Here is a 15,223-nt window from a genome sequence, read left to right as displayed (position 1 = left end):
TAGCAGGCTCGATCTTACCAAGAAACTGAGTGTATAAAGCCCCTCACTTCTTGCCTTTAGGTCGAAGAGGGTTAACAAAAAAAGTTAGCGCGGGGGCAATTCATCAATTACGCTAGAAATTCACGCTAACTTTATTCCCATTTCCCCTATGACGATTTCGGCTGAGCTTCTAACTCTAACAAAATGGATGGCGGGAGAATTTAGCAATCAAGCCCAAGCGCTCGCTGAGCCCATTTGGTATGTCAATTTGCGATGGTGGCAGCGACCGATTCCTTTTCAAGTATTCAAAGGGCTGGCTCTATTTGCCGAGCAAGCGAATGTGCTGAATCTCGATCGCCCTTATCGCCAGCGGATTTTGCAATTTCAAGAGGAAAATAGCAAGATTTGGGTGAATTACTATGCTTTGCGCGATCCGAGTGCATGGCAAGGTGCGGGTGCAGATGCTCGGCGGTTAGCTGGGTTAACTTTTGCAGATTTAGAACCGCTATCGGGTTGCCGCCTACAGGTTATCCATTCTGGAACTACGAATTCTGCACAAGATCCTGAAAAATACAAGGCAGATTTAATCCCAGACACCAAATGTTGCTTTACTTACATGGGCGAAATTAAGCAAGTAATTTTAGGCTTTGAGGTGACTGCATCGAGTTTCTGGAGTTACGATCGAGGGGTTAAACCTGAGACGGGAGAAGCCATTTGGGGTGCGATTATGGGGCCATACCAATTTGTCAAACAGCAAGATTTCGCCTCAGAGTTTGCGATCGACGACTAAACACGCTATTGGGAATTGGTAAAAGAAGCAGTTGATGTTACCGATCGGGGTAGGGGCGATCGTGGGGCTCTCCTGTTAGCATAGGGTGACTGCCTTCCCCTGTTTAGATATTTTAGATATCCCCTCTAGCAATCACGAGCGATCGCCATGCAAAATAGTGCAGCCAATACCTTGGCAGTTTCTCTCTGTCCTGAAGAAGCGGTTTGTTATCTCGCCAGAATTTACACCACGATCGTACTGTTCGATCCGCCAGCGATCGTGCGCGACTATCAAGGACGAATCTTAATTCATTCCCTAGGATTTCCTGATGAGCCAGAGGTAGCGCACCTGTGCCAACGGATTATGGGGGAGTTTGGGTTTAGCGAACAGAGTTTCCCTGCCTATGCTTTGCAAGGGTTAGCAACAGTTACAGAGGTTTTTCAGTATAACGCTACGAGTTTTACGGCTGATTGGGAAGAACATGGGTACAAGGAAAGTTACTATTCCCATCAAGTGGAAGCTGATGCCAAGGGGCGCGAGATCTGGGGCGTTCGCCTTGACGCTACTTATTTCTTGTCAGAACCTGTCTATGATGTAATTCCACCCATCCATGTTGAAAGCAATAGTTTTTGGTTCCCTCAAAACACTTCGCAGTTGCAATCTTTTCAGCTAGCCCTTCAAAGGGATGTTACGCTTACAAGGTGATTTCAACGCAAATTTCAACGCAAATTTTAAAGTATCCCGTTACACGAACTTCTAGAATCCTATGACACTTTCGATTGGCGATCGCGCTCCTGAGTTTAGTTTGCTCGATACTGACGGAAATCTAGTAACCCTGTCGGCTTTAAGCGGACAGAGGGTGGTGCTTTATTTTTATCCCCGTGACAATACTCCCGGTTGCACGAAAGAAGCTTGTGCTTTTCGCGACAACTATGCGGAGTTCCGATCGCAGAATGTTGCGATCTTGGGTGTGAGTGCAGATGATGCCAAGTCCCATGCCAAATTCACGGCAAAATTTCAGCTTCCATTTCCATTGCTTTGTGATGTCGATGCGAAAGTTGCTACGGAGTATGAGAGCTATGGCAAAAAGAAGTTTATGGGCAAGGAATATATGGGTATGTTCCGCAATACATTTGTCATTGATGCCGATGGCAAGATTGAAAAAATCTATCGCAATGTAAAAGCTGAAGTTCACCCTGCCCAAGTTCTCGCAGATTTAGTCAGCACTGACTGAGTGCGCCTTATTTTCCAGCAACGATACAAAACTAGGGAAAGATGCGGCGTAGCGCATAACTAGATTTTTATGGTTGTAAGCAATGTTATTGCGATCCTATTGGATACATGAGAGCTTCTTTCCTCTACATTGAGCGTAGGGGCAATTCATGAATTGCCCCTACGCTCAAATCATTTAGGACTGCTATATAGCGATCCTTAATTGCTTGTAACAGATTAATTACAACTCCTTTAGGATTGCTTATGTTGCCCAGTTAATAAGTATCATAAATAATAAAGAACGAGCGATAAGGATTGTGACTGAAATTGGAGGAACTAAGATGGCTTCAAGACTTACGATAATTGGATTTGCCTTCGTAGCAATCCTTAGCAGTAGTTGTGATGCGATGAATACTGCAAACAATCCAGATGATACACAGTCCCCCTCGACGGAATCCTCTGTGATGCGTTCTGCTTCTTCAAAACAGGTAGATTCTCAAGCTACTCCTCCCCAAACTACAGAGAAAGAAAGAGCGGTTAAAAAAAGTGAAGCTAAAGAAATCTTTGAACGGGGGGTAACGAAGTATAAAGCCAGAGATTACCAAGGTGCGATCGCTGATTTTAACGAGGTAATTCGACTCAATCCTAGGTATGTAGAGGCTTATGTCAATCGTGGCAATGCAAAAGATGACTTAGGAGACGGGCAAGGTGCGATCGCAGACTACAGCATAGCGATTCGGCTCGATCCTAATTTTGCGAATGCTTACACCGAACGCGGACTGGCTAGGTATAGAGCGGGAGACAAACAAGGTGCGATCGCGGACTCTAACGCAGCGATTCGGCTCAATCCCAAAGATCCTTCTGCTTATGTCAATCGTGGCAATGCGAAGGACGATCTGGGGGACAGTCAAGGTGCGATCGCGGACTACAACACAGCGATTCGGCTTAATCCTAATTTCGCCTATGCTTACAACAATCGCGGGTTGGCAAAAGATAGAGCAGGTGACTATCAAAGCGCACTGATTGACTACAACGAAGCGATTCGCCTCGATCCTCAATATGCCTATGCTTATAGGAATCGCGGATCGCTCAAAGAGAGATTGGGAGATAAACAAGGCGCGATCGCCGATCTCAGAGAAGCAGCTAAGTTATTCAAACAGTTGGGAAACACCAAAGTGCTAGAACAAATTTTGCAGAAGATTCAAAAACTTGAGTAATGATGTCAGGATTGCTTGTCTATGAGGGGTTCACTGGCGTATTTAGTAAATAATGCCAAACCAGCCTAGATAGGTCGAGATTATCGTACTGCCCCAAAAAAGGGATAAAGCTCCACCCAAGGCTAAAAATGGGCCAAAGGGAAAGGGCTGCTCTCTACCAAGAATGCGAGTTGCAACGGCAAATAGTCCCAATAAAGAACCCACGAACGCTGCCAGCAAAATTGCCAACAAGAGATGTTGCCATCCCAACCAAGCCCCCATCATGGCAGCCAGTTTGGCATCCCCTGCGCCCATTGCCTCTTTTCCTAAAAAGAATCTTCCTGCCCATCGCACGATATCTAACAACCAAATTCCCACAACCGCACCTGTGATGCCCACAAGGATTTGACTGCCCCAGCCCAATTTAGGGGCATAGGGGACTACATTAGGTGAGAATGCGATCGCACTTTGATAGATTAGTCCTAAAACCAAACCAGACTGCGTGAGCTGATTGGGCAAGGTCATGGTATCGAGATCGATGAGCGTGAGTGCCAGCAACCAACTCAAAAAAGCCCCGTAAAATAAGAGAACGAACCAAGGTTGGGAAAAGCCGAAATGGAATGCCACACTCCAAAACAAAACGGCAGTTAAACCCTCTACGGCTGGGTATCGCCATGATACAGTGGTGTGACAATAACGACATTTGCCGCGAATTAAGAACCAACCCAAAATTGGAATATTATCTCTTGGGCTCAAACGTTTGAGACAATGAGGGCAGCGCGATGGGGGGAACAAAATTGATAGCCCCGCAGGCACGCGATAGACAACCACATTCAAAAAGCTGCCGATGCTTGCACCGATAATAATTGCCAAAACCTGTAAGAGAATAGATTCCACGATCTTGCTGAAATAATTGCTTGTATGGCATGACTCGGATCTCGCACCTATTCTTTTTAAACTCAGGATAGCCCCATATGTGGGCTAAAAGCTAATACCATTTTCAAAAAAAGATGCAACGCATCTTTTTGAAAAGACCGCGCAGAGCGCGGAACCCAAAACCCGATCTGTGGCAAATTCAAGAGCAATTGGTATAAAGTCCTCTTCAGCGGACTACCAGAATAGGTTTTAGTCTATTTTAATGGACTTTCGCACTTGAGCGAAAAACTTAAGTTTTTCGCATTCCGATCGCAGAGGCAAGATCTCAGCTAACAAAAGAAAGCCGCTTCTCTTTGATCGATCTGCCATCTTTTTTCTAAATAACCACCATAAGCCTGTTGTATGTTCTCCATGGTCATCACATCTGTCGGAGAGCCTTGCGCGATCAATTGCCCATTTAAAAGCAGTAACTCATCGTAATGATGGAGCGCATCGCCCCATTCGTGACAGCTTACCAGCAGGGTTTTTCCTTCTGCTTTTAACTCCGTATAAATTCTTAAGACCAAAGATTCCGTCTTTTTGTCAACGGCATTGAGTGGCTCATCAAGCAAAAGTAAGTCGGCTTGTTGGGCGATCGCACGGGCTAAAAATACTCGCTGCTGCTGCCCACCTGATAACTGACTAATTTGGCGATCGCGTAGGTCGTACATTTCGACACGTTCGAGGGCTTGCCTGACTATTTCTTTAGACTGTCGGCTAGGACTGCGAAACCAGCCTGTATGTGTGTTGCGAGCCATCATAACCACGTTCCAGACTGTAATTGGGTAATCCCAATCAATCTGCGATCGTTGGGGCAGATAGGCTACTTGTTGACGCTGTTGTTTGAGGGGTGTGCCGTTAAAAAACACAAACCCTTCACTAGTTGGTACCAAGTCGAGCATGGCTTTTAGCAAGGTGCTTTTGCCTGCCCCATTAGGGCCGATCAGTCCGATTACAGACCCTGAGGCTAACCGAAAGGAGATATCCGTAAGCGCCTGCACGCCTTGATATTGAACAGATAGCTGCTGCACCTCAAGCATAAAATCGCCAAGTGACAATGATAACGATTCTCATAGTATAGCTTGGTAAGCGATCTAGCAATCTTACTTTTTCCGTTAAGTATGAATTTGGGCAAGAAGCCAACCTTGAGAAAGGTCGCGTAAACTTGACCAACCACGCCAGAGAACTTGAATCCCAATCAGAGATTTACAACAATACTCAAGATATCCCCCAAGGTAAGCAATAGATTCGATTTAAAACAAACGTTTCAACAAACGTTTCTGCCATTTTCTCATCTCTCTAAAATTTCTAATGCGATCGAACTAACTTTCTAATATCGCCCAAGGCACGGTAAAAGCCACCACTGGCGGATTCGCGGATTTCGTCAACTAGATAACGAGCACCCGCCTCACGAATATCTTTGGGGAATTGAACTTTCCAGTTCTGGTTATAACCTTCAGAGATTACACGCATTCTCAAGCTACTTCCTTCTTGGAAGCATTCTAGCAAAACACCTCGGCTACTATCCGAAGTGGTTTCTACCGTTGTAGAAGGTAAAACATCATTCAGTTTTGGCGCTTTGATATTAACCGCTTGGGCGTATGTTCCAGCTTGAGCCGCTTGAATAGCAGTTTCGCTAGCATCAATGCAAGCAAAACTGCCATCCGTTGTGACAATATACAGCCGCCCATTAAAGAACTGCATCGAATAAGCAGAGCCGCAACCCGTTCCCAATTTCCACAGGCGATCGCCACCGCGATTAAAACAATAAATAGAAGAATAGTTATCACCAGCAAATACATACTCGCCATCCCCTGCAGCGGCACAGGAATAAATGGCAGCATCGCAGCGATAAACCGTGCTGACCTCGCCCTTTTTGGTAAAGCTTTGAACTAAATGATTAGAAGTCCCGACATAAAGCATTGACTCCTCTTGCCAACCAAATAGAACTGCTCCATCCGTCGGCTGATTCCAGATCGTCTGTCCATCTTCCCAATCGTACATGGTGACGCCATTCGTATGTCCGTGATAGATCCCAATCTCGTCGCAACGTACCATCCATCCAGCACTGCCAGAGCTACGTTTCGTCCATTTTGACTCATCTTCATGATTGATCGTGGTAATGCCACCATCTCGATCTGAGACGCCTAAAATACCATCGCTGATATCGATCCAAAAAATATCGACATCCCGCGCAATCTCGTAGGCAACACGAGGGACTTTCCCACCCAGATCGTAGACCTTGCCATCATCACAGCCTGCATACAGCCAATCGCGATCGCTGACAATACATTTCACGCCATCAGGAAGTTTGAACTGATTCGTCACCTGCCCCTCATGGGTGAGGGTATAGATCCGCCCATCTTGATTCCCTACCCAGCAGCCTGTTTCATCGGCAAATACACCAAAGGCAGATGCCCCAGTAGCAAACTTCCACAGAACTGGAGATTGTTTCGCCGTCGATTTGCTGCTGGTAATTTGACGCCGAGTGACTGCCCGCTTTTGGCGATCGCCCATCACGGCTGGCTCATAACCCTTACGCTTCTTTTCGTTCAGCTTTTTCGTCGCTTCCGCTAGAGCTTTTTCGGGTGTGGCAAAAGTAGAGGTTTTGGTTTGGCCGCGATCGCCAATCCGTCCATAGCGAATCGACACCTCTACACCATTAACAATTACTTCATAAAACTTATGAGAACCACTATCGCCTTCGGAGAGTTCCAAATATGTTTTCTGTTCAGACATACTACCAATTTCAAATAAATTTGCAACAAATCGAGATTCGAGTCTGCGCTAAGCGCAGGCTTTCAAAAAAGCTGGAATGCAGCTTTTTTGAAAATAGTCTGAGATATCTATCGATAATTTTTAAATTGTAACAGTCTAATAGTTTATAGCAGTTTTCAATCGACCTAGAGGAATTTGAATAGATGTCGAAGCATAGAGTCACCTTTTTCGGTCAAATCATTTGAGATAAATAGCTCTGACGCGATCGCAAAAACTTAGTCAGGAGTTCGGGAAAATCTGCTTGAACGGCTTGTTGTACAGAAGGTCTTTGTAGGAGTGATTCCACTCCGAAATAATTACATCCTCGCCATAGGCAACAGTTTTGACCTCGGCTCCACAAAATTCGGTCACTTTAGAAAAGAAATCTAGTTCTATTTCGCGATTAGCAGCTTTCCCAACTGTGGCAGGGTTCTCATTTTCTTGCATTACGACATCCTCGCCATAGTACTTGTCAAAAGCTTCCATGGCTTTGCCCTGTAATTATGATGATTTATTCTACCAATTTTGAGAAGATGGCAAAAGGGAATATGACTTATTCCTGCTAGGAATTAATTTTACGGTCGCGATCGCGAGTATTTGGGTTGCAAACAATACCTTCTGTTACCGATCGCTTGTTTTCGATGGATTCCGCTTAGATTTTTATGCTTTAGCCTTGCGATAGATCGCACAAAGGCGGCTAGGTTTAAAGATTTTGGCTTTAAACATAAAGTTAGGGGGCACATTAATAATGGCGTGATCGGGTGAAGTATGATACTTCTCAAATTCGGCTGGCATTCCTTTGGGGGTTGCTGTCGTGTAGGGAACGGGTTGGAAAAGAAGTTCGGTAAATTCGACGCGATCGCCGTTTAATTTGGTAGAGACTTCCGTGGCTACCTGATTTAAAAAGCTCTCATTTCTTAGCAGTTCAAATAACACGATCTTTGCATCTGGATCGAGTGAAAAGCTGCTGTCGAAATTATCGATGATTTTGAGTGGCATGGCGAACGTAAGTTTACTCATAAAATCCTACACCCTCTATCCCCAGTCTTTTCCCCAATTTGGCATTAGATGGGTACATTTTTAAGTAATACCATAGTCGCTGTATTGACGTTTACAGATACACAACCCTCAAGAAATTATTGGAGCTGATTGAAGTAAAACCTGCCGAAGCGATCGCCTTTCCACCGAAATTATGATTAAAGCATTAGTGGAGGCAACTGACAAGAAGCCCCCACTAAGTTACTCTAGAGAACTGCGATTAAAGTAGACCAGCCTGTGCCAAACCCAAGATAAAGCCTGCACCTAAAATGTGCCCTAAACTTGCTGTAGCGAGAAGTTCAGGTACACCAAACCCTTCAAATAGACCAGGTAATTCAGCAGGTATCGCTGGACCAACTCCTTTTTGTTGGATGCCATAGCGACCGATCACCAATGCAAGTAGATTGCTGGTAATCATAATAATACCCACACTAATTGACCAAGTAGGGGTTGCAGGAACAGAGGCAAGCAGAGGGAGATTCACAAGTACATTGAGCATAAGTTTAATTACCTATAGAAGCTTTTATGGAAAATATCGTAAGCTGAAGCGGTAACAGTCAACAGTTACTAAGCCGCTAATTTAATTAAACTTTGCAAATTTTTTTAAATTGTAAAGTATTAGGAAATATGAGAGACCATTTTGGGGCATTCACAAAAAATATTGAAGTCTATCTATAGGGATATTTGAGCGATCGCATAATCTAATTTACCGTCTCAATTTACAGTCTTTCCACTTCCGCAACATTGGATTGATTTTGATTGTCTCCCTCTACCTACTTACCCCATATGAGGCTTCCCCTTAGAACCTAAAACTGAGATACCTTAAACGATACAACGACTCTGCGGTTAAAAGCTCTGCCTGTATCTGTACTATTATCTTTGATCGGGTTCAAATCGCCCAATGCCTCAAGCGTAAGTTTATAGTTCTCACTTAAACCCATACTTCTAAGCTGATCGATGACTTCATTGGCTCTGGCGTTAGAGAGTTCCAAATTATAAGTACTTTCCCCAAAAGAATCGGTATAGCCTTTCACGGACACTACACCTTTTTTATTTTTGATTTTAGTCCAAAATTCATTTAGTTTTGCGAACTCAGCAGTTGTAAGACTAGATTCATTCACGGGAAAATAAATAATTACTTGGGCATCAGGCACGAGGGTGTTGAAGTTGCGATCGCTATTTCGATCGTTCGGACTCAGTTCAGTCGCTGACGGCTTTATTTCTTGATTTCCTAAGGACTTTGATGAATTCGCAATAATACTTTTATCTCGCTGTTGACTTGGGCTATTCCCTGGATTAGATGTTCGAATGGATGTTCGATCCGATCCAAGATTTGCGTTTGAGTTTGATGGCGAAGGCTGCAAAGTAGAATCTTTGTCAACCTTTGCGATTGTAGTAGAATTAGGGTTTTGAGAAGGCTTAGCTGAAGGAACCACAACACCTTGAAGAGTTTGACTAGGGGTTAGTGTAGGAGATGGGGCTCTCATCTGGGGAGATGATGGAACCACTGGAATGGAAGCGCTTGGTGAAGTATTCCGATCTTGTCCAGAGAGGGTTTCAGGTGTGGGCTTCGATTTGGGAATCTGGCTGGGATTGGGGTTTGAAGTTGAGTTAAAGATTGAATTGGCGTTAAAAAAAGCAAAGGCGATCGCGCCGCCAAGCAAAAGTAAACCAGCCAGCAACCCAGTACAACCAAGTTTCCCAAGATCAAATCCATTAGATTTATCAATTTCTGCATGTTTGGGTAGGGGCACGATCGCCATAGACTCATCTACCACAACGGTCTGCCGAATTCTCTTTCCACTTACTTCTAGTTCAAACCATTCCGAGCCAGCAGGCATAGAGAAACTAGCTTGGGCAGGAAGTCCATCGGCATAGAGTTTGACGCAGTCTCCCTGAGGGCTATAGATCGCACCTCTATCCGCTACGATCTGTTGCTCTCCCACAACCTCAGAAAAGATTTGCACCAAGCTTTGCATTTCATCGCCGATCTTATAGTCCCAAATATCGATGTCCGTTCCTGTGTCAAAATCATCGAGTTCTTGCAGTTGATAGCGATCGATGCCATCTCCAACACCAATTAAAATAAACTTGACAAAGTTCCGTTTCCCTGAGGCAATATCTTGGGCTAACTGCAAAGTATATTGCTTCACCTCTTCTAAATCGTCAATACGTCCATCGGTAATAAATAGATATAGCCCCCGCTTTGCTTCAGGATACTGTTCGGTAAAGTAAGCGATCGCAGGCATCAGCTTTGTGGTATTTCCAAGTTTGATATCTTTGGGCCCATTAATCGCAAGATTTTGGCATTCTGCGGCATTAAACTCCCCGATCGCTTGCGTTTCATCGCCCTTGCCACATCCCCAGTAAATTAAGGCAGTCCTACCGACACCATCTAAACTATTGGCTAAATAGGAAGTGAATTTTTGGGCTATGGGCTGCAAAATATTAGGAGTCGTTTTAAAAACATAGCCTTTTTGTTTAATTTCCTCGTAGGCATCTTTTTGCAAACACCTGATCGGCTCTCCATCCTCAATGTAAGACTTGAGCAATCCTTTTTTCATATACTTGGTTAAGACCGCAGGATCGACGCGCCCAGAAACCTTGCGTCCATAGGAGCGCTTCATGGAGGCACTCGCATCTAAGGCAATTCCCGTTCTCCATCCCTCGGCATATTTACCCTGAGGTTCCATTAAGATCGTAAATTCCACAAAGGTTTCGTCACTCGTTCCGCGAACATTTACTTCCCCAAACTCAGGCATTAAAATATTGCTGGGAAGTTGGATGCTTCTCGTTGGGGTGCTTATCTTTGTGCGATCGTCTTGCATTGTCTTACCCTACCATCCCACTAGTTTTAAACTTCTCGTTCGAAGTAAATTAAATATTAGAAATTTGCTCGCTCAACACAACTAGGTTTCTCACTGCTAATGGATTAGCCAAGAAAATTAAGGACTCAAGTTTAAGCATTGCATGGATACTTTGAAACAACCCTTTTAGAGAAGGGTTAAGCCTATGCAAGCCTTAAAGTAGTTATTTATAGCATAGTGCAAGGTTTTTACTGATTAAAACAAAACAATTCAGCAATTCTTATAAGGTGGATGATAGCCCAAAATTTTCAGATTTTTGGCGCAAGCTGTCAATACAAGGGGATCGCTGTAAAAGTTATGCGAGTTTTGCAATATTCACATTGATTACTGATGCGATCGCATCTTACTTCTCAGCCTGACGTGACGATGCTTAAGGTGGAGGATTTGATATGATTGTATTGAGATTAGGAAATGTTTGTACCAACCTCTCTAACCATCGTAACGGATGAATATATCAATACTTTCCTGGGAGTATTCATCGTTTGTGCATGTCTAAATTCGGTAAATGCCTAAATATGTTGCATTATTTTTTGAGGATTGCGATCGCGCAGAAAAATTTGTAATGATTCACTTCACGCTTCATTAGAAATTTTGGTCTATTAGGGAGTGGTTATTTTTGTGGAGATTAAAGCCGAAGGCTATTGTGTTTGGTATGACTCAGAAAAAGATACTGTCTTTTTTAAAGGGTTTATCAGATTAAATGGAGAAGAGGAATATAGACCGATGAAGAATCTACTCATCGATCTGGCTTTGCAAAATGAAAAGATCGCACTGGATCTGCAAGAGTTAGAGTTTCTCAATAGTTCGGGAATTAATATGCTGTCCATGGTGGTGCTTACCCTACGGAAGCAAGGTGGTATTCATGCTCTTTTAAAAGGCTCTGCGCAAGTTTTATGGCAGACAAAATCGTTAAAAAACTTGCAGCGTCTCATGCCCACCCTGCAAATAGAAATGATCTGAATCCACTGTCAAATTGACTACTTCTCCGTTTAGCTAGAAGAATTGTTGGTAGGCGATCGCCAGGAAGAAACTCTTACCGCTTATGTGCCAGGGTTAATCCATCGGAAATTGGCAATAGTGAGAGCGTAATCCGTTGGTCCTGGTGCAATTTCTCATTAAGCTTGCGAATAGCGATTGTATCTGAATCTTGGGTTTGGGCGTCCAATACGCGACCGTTCCACAGAACGTTATCGATCGCAATTAAGCCACCTGGACGTATCAGTTGTAGCGATCGCTCGTAATAATTATCGTAGTTTTCTTTATCCGCATCAATGAAAGCAAAATCGAAGCTATTCGCTTGACCTTCAGCTAGCAAACGGTCTAAGGTCTCAACGGCAGGCGCAATCTGTAAATCGATTTTATGGGTAACTTCGGCGCGTTCCCAATAGCGTCTTGCAATGCTTGTATATTCTTCGCTGACATCGCAGGCAATTACCTTTCCATGTTCGGGTAAAGCTAAAGCGACAGAAAGGGAACTATACCCTGTGAATACGCCAATTTCTAGGGTTTTCACAGCGCCAATGAGTTGCACGAGCAAAGCCATAAACTGCCCTTGCTCTGGGGCAATTTGCATATTGGACATGACATGTTGAGCGGTCTCCTCTCGTAACGCGCTCAAGACTGATGGTTCGCGTAAAGAAACAGATAAAAGGTAGTTGTGAAGGCGATCGTCTAAAGAAGTAAATTTCATAATTAGAACTGCGTCAGTCTAAGAAGTTACAAAATTGTGCCAAATAGATCGTAATGATCGGCGGCCGTAATTTCTACAGGTAACATATTGCCGAGAGAGGCTTTGCCTTGGGGATCTTTTAGATAGACTACGCCATCTACATCTGGGGCAAAACGAGGCGATCGCCCGATCAGTTCGCCTGTTTCAGGATTTTCCTGTTCGATTAACACATCTACGATCTTCCCAACTTCAGTAAGGTTCTTTTTGAGCGAGATTTCCTGCTGCGCTGCCATCAGAGCATCTTGTCTCTCTTGCTTCACAGATTCTGGAAGTTGGTTGGGCAGATCGAAGGCAGGAGTTCCTTCTTCCGCTGAGAAGGTAAAGACACCGACATGATCGAACTCGTGCCGCTGGATAAAGGAGAGCAAATGCTCGAACTGGGCGTCGGTTTCACCAGGGAAGCCCACTATCAAAGTGGTTCGCATCACCGCATCGGGAAGTGCCGTTTTGATTTGTTCGATGATTTTGTCATTTACCCTTCCCTGCCAAGGACGATTCATCGCTTTTAAGACATCGGGGTGAGAATGCTGTAAGGGCAAATCTAAATAGGGTAAAACATTGGGCGTAGACTGCATCGCCTTAATTACCTTTGGCGTTAAACCCGTGGGGTAGGCGTAGTGCATCCTGATCCAAGGCACATCAACTTCGCCCAAGGCACAAAGCAACTCCGCTAGGCGAGGCTGTCCGTAAATATCGAGTCCGTAGTTGGTGGTGATCTGAGAAATTAACAATAATTCCTTGACGCCTTCGCTAGCAAGACGATGGCTTTCGCTGACAATCGACTCAATCGAGCGCGATCGCTGATTGCCGCGCAGATGGGGAATGATGCAAAAGGCACAGCGATAATCGCAGCCCTCGGCGACGCGTACATAGGCAACCGATTCATTGGTGGTGCGATAGCGCGGCACGGTTTCATCGGCAATGTAGGTGGGCTCTTGAGAAATTTCTTTCACCCTTTCTCCTGCCTCTGCCCGTTCGATCACATCCACGATTTTGTGATAATCCCCCGTACCAACCAGGGCTACGGCTTCGGGAATTTCATCTAGAAGTTCTTGCTGAAAATGCTGCGCCATGCAACCTGCGATCACAATCCGCTTACCCGCATCTGCAAGTTCTACAAGCGTGCGCACGGATTCCCGTCTGGCTGCGTCAATAAAGCTACAGGTATTGACAATCACATAGTCGGCTAATTCTTCGTTGCTATCAACGCCATAGCCTGCTTGTACGAGCAAGCCCAGCATATGTTCTGTATCGACGCGATTTTTTTCACAGCCCAAGTGAGAAATTGCGATCGTTGGTTTGACCGTCTTTAGCATAAGTAAGCCCTAGATGATAATTCTTGTTGCTTTAAAAGATTTAGCTGTACTAGCTTAACAAACCTTTTCAAGAATTGGACTAAAGTCTGAAATCACCAGACCGAGATTACTTTTCGACTACACCGATAGAATAAATCTCCGTTCTAGTGAGTGATATGTTTTGCTGCTTTTAGCAAATTACAGTGTTAGTGATATGTAGAATCGATTATCCTTTGATTGAGTTGGTAGATTTTAGATTTGTAGTTAGTCCTATGCAAGTGCTTTACATGAAATAAACATGAAAATCAGTCACATAAAAGTAATTAACTTCAAATCTTTAGTTGAGTTCGATCTACCATTAGCGAAATTTTCTTGTTTAGTTGGACTTAATGGTTCAGGAAAATCGACAGTATTACAATTTTTTGACTTTTTGTCTCAACAAGTTAGAGGCGATCTAGAGGGTTGGCTAAAAAGGCGACAGTGGGAAGCATCCGATATTAATTCAAAGTTAACTGGCAAGAATAATATTAATTTTGAGATTTTACTTGTCAAATCAGAAAATTGCCGTATTAAGTGGTCGGCAAGCTTTAATCGCCTGTTTTTGCGTTGCACTTCTGAAAGTGTAGAGTGGAATGGAAATGTAATTTTGAAAGTAGAAGATCGGAAATATACTATTTGGGATTTGAATGAAAAAGAGCGAGAGAATACACCTAAATTATCTGGAACACTCGCATTTAGGTATCAAGGATCGTTACTCTCACAGATTGAAGAATCTCAATTAACCAAAGAAATACTCGAACTTAAAAGATTTTTTGAGGGTTTACATGCCTTAGATCTGCTTACTCCAGAATTATTAAGACAGCGCACAAGAGATTCTCAGAACAGTTTAGGCTTAGGTGGCGAACGTCTATCAGCATTTTTGTACGAAATAGACGAACAAAAACGAGGAGATATTCAGAAGAGACTGTCTAAAATTTATCCGAAACTAAAGCAGCTAGATGTATCAAAAATGCGTTCTGGATGGAAGCAACTCACGATTTTAGAGCAATTTGAAAATACTGAATTAAAGACTGAAGCACGACATGTAGCTGATGGATTGCTTCGTATGTTAGCAGTTTTTGCTCAATTGACTAAGGAGCAAAGTTTTTTACTCCTTGATGAAATAGAGAATGGAATTAATCCAGAACTAATTGAGGTTCTTGTGGATAGTTTAGTTGAAGCTTCTCCACAAGTACTTGTCACCACTCATAGTCCAATGATTTTAAATTATCTTGAAGATGAAATTGCGATCGCAGGTGTTATCTATTTGTACAAAGAGAAAAATGGAGCTACACAAGCCATACGGCTTTTTGATATCCCTTCTATGCGCGAGAAATTAACTGTAATGGGACCTGGTGAAGTTTATGAAGACACCTTGTTAACTCAACTTGACGCCGAAATTTCGATATTGAAGCAAAAAAAATAGT

At 43.6% G+C, this 15,223-nt stretch carries 15 protein-coding genes; 6 read left to right on the top strand and 9 right to left on the bottom strand.

Annotation, left to right across the window (positions count from 1 at the left end; translation table 11 throughout):
* Positions 1-148: 148 nt before the first annotated feature.
* From ACP2WE_RS11555 to ACP2WE_RS11540, 4 genes are all read left to right on the top strand, one after another.
* Positions 149-769, top strand: coding sequence for a chromophore lyase CpcT/CpeT (locus tag ACP2WE_RS11555; protein ID WP_425215701.1), 621 nt, complete (start codon positions 149-151; stop codon positions 767-769).
* 147 nt (positions 770-916) lie between these two features.
* On the top strand, positions 917-1,453 hold the full coding sequence (locus ACP2WE_RS11550; RefSeq protein ID WP_425215700.1) for a hypothetical protein: 537 nt from the start codon (positions 917-919) through the stop codon (positions 1,451-1,453).
* 61 nt (positions 1,454-1,514) lie between these two features.
* On the top strand, positions 1,515-1,982 hold the full coding sequence (bcp, locus tag ACP2WE_RS11545; RefSeq protein WP_425215699.1) for a thioredoxin-dependent thiol peroxidase: 468 nt from the start codon (positions 1,515-1,517) through the stop codon (positions 1,980-1,982).
* Between the two features lie 319 nt (positions 1,983-2,301).
* Positions 2,302-3,177: a tetratricopeptide repeat protein gene (locus ACP2WE_RS11540; protein WP_425215698.1), complete on the top strand. Its 876-nt coding sequence runs from the start codon at positions 2,302-2,304 to the stop codon at positions 3,175-3,177.
* 42 nt (positions 3,178-3,219) lie between these two features.
* Here the strand turns inward: ACP2WE_RS11540 and ACP2WE_RS11535 are convergent, their stop codons facing one another.
* The 7 genes from ACP2WE_RS11535 to ACP2WE_RS11505 form a co-directional block, all read right to left on the bottom strand.
* On the bottom strand, positions 3,220-4,053 hold the full coding sequence (locus ACP2WE_RS11535) for a prepilin peptidase (RefSeq protein ID WP_425215697.1): 834 nt from the start codon (positions 4,051-4,053) through the stop codon (positions 3,220-3,222).
* A 308-nt stretch (positions 4,054-4,361) separates the two neighbouring features.
* Positions 4,362-5,111 (bottom strand): metal ABC transporter ATP-binding protein, encoded by a 750-nt coding sequence (locus ACP2WE_RS11530; RefSeq protein WP_425215696.1) that lies wholly within the window; start codon positions 5,109-5,111, stop codon positions 4,362-4,364.
* A 268-nt stretch (positions 5,112-5,379) separates the two neighbouring features.
* On the bottom strand, positions 5,380-6,810 hold the full coding sequence (locus ACP2WE_RS11525) for a WGR domain-containing protein (RefSeq protein WP_425215695.1): 1,431 nt from the start codon (positions 6,808-6,810) through the stop codon (positions 5,380-5,382).
* Between the two features lie 258 nt (positions 6,811-7,068).
* Positions 7,069-7,314 carry a hypothetical protein gene (locus tag ACP2WE_RS11520; protein WP_425215694.1) on the bottom strand — a complete coding sequence of 82 codons (246 nt, stop codon included), beginning with the start codon at positions 7,312-7,314 and terminating at the stop codon, positions 7,069-7,071.
* A 174-nt stretch (positions 7,315-7,488) separates the two neighbouring features.
* Positions 7,489-7,827: a hypothetical protein gene (locus tag ACP2WE_RS11515; protein WP_425215722.1), complete on the bottom strand. Its 339-nt coding sequence runs from the start codon at positions 7,825-7,827 to the stop codon at positions 7,489-7,491.
* A gap of 259 nt (positions 7,828-8,086) precedes the next feature.
* Entirely contained in the window at positions 8,087-8,365 is a 279-nt protein-coding gene (gene psaK, locus ACP2WE_RS11510) for a photosystem I reaction center subunit PsaK (protein ID WP_425215693.1), read from the bottom strand.
* A 307-nt stretch (positions 8,366-8,672) separates the two neighbouring features.
* Entirely contained in the window at positions 8,673-10,694 is a 2,022-nt protein-coding gene (locus ACP2WE_RS11505) for an OmpA family protein (protein WP_425215692.1), read from the bottom strand.
* A 657-nt stretch (positions 10,695-11,351) separates the two neighbouring features.
* Between ACP2WE_RS11505 and ACP2WE_RS11500 the strand changes: the two genes are divergently transcribed.
* A complete protein-coding gene (locus tag ACP2WE_RS11500; protein WP_425215691.1) occupies positions 11,352-11,693 on the top strand; it encodes a slr1659 superfamily regulator in 342 nt (113 codons plus the stop codon).
* Between the two features lie 73 nt (positions 11,694-11,766).
* Here ACP2WE_RS11500 and ACP2WE_RS11495 read toward each other — a convergent pair whose 3' ends face one another.
* Positions 11,767-12,423, bottom strand: coding sequence for a class I SAM-dependent methyltransferase (locus ACP2WE_RS11495; RefSeq protein WP_425215690.1), 657 nt, complete (start codon positions 12,421-12,423; stop codon positions 11,767-11,769).
* Between the two features lie 26 nt (positions 12,424-12,449).
* Positions 12,450-13,778 (bottom strand): 30S ribosomal protein S12 methylthiotransferase RimO, encoded by a 1,329-nt coding sequence (gene rimO, locus ACP2WE_RS11490; protein ID WP_425215689.1) that lies wholly within the window; start codon positions 13,776-13,778, stop codon positions 12,450-12,452.
* A gap of 277 nt (positions 13,779-14,055) precedes the next feature.
* Between rimO and ACP2WE_RS11485 the strand changes: the two genes are divergently transcribed.
* The gene (locus ACP2WE_RS11485; protein ID WP_425215688.1) at positions 14,056-15,222 is read left to right on the top strand and encodes an AAA family ATPase; all 1,167 of its coding nucleotides are present in this window, start codon (positions 14,056-14,058) and stop codon (positions 15,220-15,222) included.
* The last annotated feature ends 1 nt before the right edge of the window (position 15,223 follow it).

Source organism: Tumidithrix helvetica PCC 7403, from assembly GCF_965232925.1.
GTDB lineage: Bacteria > Cyanobacteriota > Cyanobacteriia > Pseudanabaenales > Pseudanabaenaceae > Tumidithrix > Tumidithrix helvetica.
The sequence above is the reverse complement of the archived record's forward strand: the minus strand, read 5'-3'. Positions and strand labels throughout refer to the sequence as shown.

Coding starts and splice junctions, on each gene's coding strand:
- ACP2WE_RS11515 (WP_425215722.1), bottom strand. CDS start 7,827: ATGCCACTCAAAATCATCGATAATTTCGACAGCAGCTTTTCACTCGAT.
- ACP2WE_RS11525 (WP_425215695.1), bottom strand. CDS start 6,810: ATGTCTGAACAGAAAACATATTTGGAACTCTCCGAAGGCGATAGTGGT.
- ACP2WE_RS11520 (WP_425215694.1), bottom strand. CDS start 7,314: ATGGAAGCTTTTGACAAGTACTATGGCGAGGATGTCGTAATGCAAGAA.
- rimO (WP_425215689.1), bottom strand. CDS start 13,778: ATGCTAAAGACGGTCAAACCAACGATCGCAATTTCTCACTTGGGCTGT.
- ACP2WE_RS11505 (WP_425215692.1), bottom strand. CDS start 10,694: ATGCAAGACGATCGCACAAAGATAAGCACCCCAACGAGAAGCATCCAA.
- ACP2WE_RS11540 (WP_425215698.1), top strand. CDS start 2,302: ATGGCTTCAAGACTTACGATAATTGGATTTGCCTTCGTAGCAATCCTT.
- ACP2WE_RS11495 (WP_425215690.1), bottom strand. CDS start 12,423: ATGAAATTTACTTCTTTAGACGATCGCCTTCACAACTACCTTTTATCT.
- bcp (WP_425215699.1), top strand. CDS start 1,515: ATGACACTTTCGATTGGCGATCGCGCTCCTGAGTTTAGTTTGCTCGAT.
- ACP2WE_RS11550 (WP_425215700.1), top strand. CDS start 917: ATGCAAAATAGTGCAGCCAATACCTTGGCAGTTTCTCTCTGTCCTGAA.
- ACP2WE_RS11485 (WP_425215688.1), top strand. CDS start 14,056: ATGAAAATCAGTCACATAAAAGTAATTAACTTCAAATCTTTAGTTGAG.
- ACP2WE_RS11555 (WP_425215701.1), top strand. CDS start 149: ATGACGATTTCGGCTGAGCTTCTAACTCTAACAAAATGGATGGCGGGA.
- psaK (WP_425215693.1), bottom strand. CDS start 8,365: ATGCTCAATGTACTTGTGAATCTCCCTCTGCTTGCCTCTGTTCCTGCA.
- ACP2WE_RS11530 (WP_425215696.1), bottom strand. CDS start 5,111: ATGCTTGAGGTGCAGCAGCTATCTGTTCAATATCAAGGCGTGCAGGCG.